The sequence below is a fragment of the Marinicella gelatinilytica genome (assembly GCF_026410405.1).
In the GTDB taxonomy this organism is placed as follows: domain Bacteria; phylum Pseudomonadota; class Gammaproteobacteria; order Xanthomonadales; family Marinicellaceae; genus Marinicella; species Marinicella gelatinilytica.
Genome location: NZ_JAPMLN010000040.1, coordinates 1 through 326, shown reverse-complemented (window position 1 = coordinate 326; position 326 = coordinate 1). Strand labels below are relative to the sequence as shown.

General features: G+C 44.2%; 1 protein-coding gene. It reads left to right on the top strand.

The features are described 5' to 3' along the window. Window positions 1-326: EF-Tu/IF-2/RF-3 family GTPase (locus OS173_RS13485; RefSeq protein ID WP_267184763.1), on the top strand; the 326-nt coding region annotated here is incomplete at both ends.

The following is a 326-nucleotide window of genomic DNA, read 5'->3' as shown; positions in this document are numbered from 1 at the left end:
GTTGTTACTGGCCGTATTGAAACCGGTGTTGTTAATGTTGGTGAAGAGATTGAAATTGTTGGTATCCGTGATACCACCAAGACCATTTGTACCGGTGTTGAGATGTTCCGTAAATTGTTGGATTCCGGTGAAGCCGGTGACAACGTAGGTATCTTGTTACGTGGTACTAAGCGTGATGATGTTGAGCGTGGTCAAGTATTGGCAAAACCAGGCAGCATTACCCCGCATACTAAATTTGAAGCTGAAGTCTATGTTTTGAGCAAAGACGAAGGTGGTCGTCATACACCATTCTTTAAAGGCTACCGTCCACAGTTTTACTTCCGTAC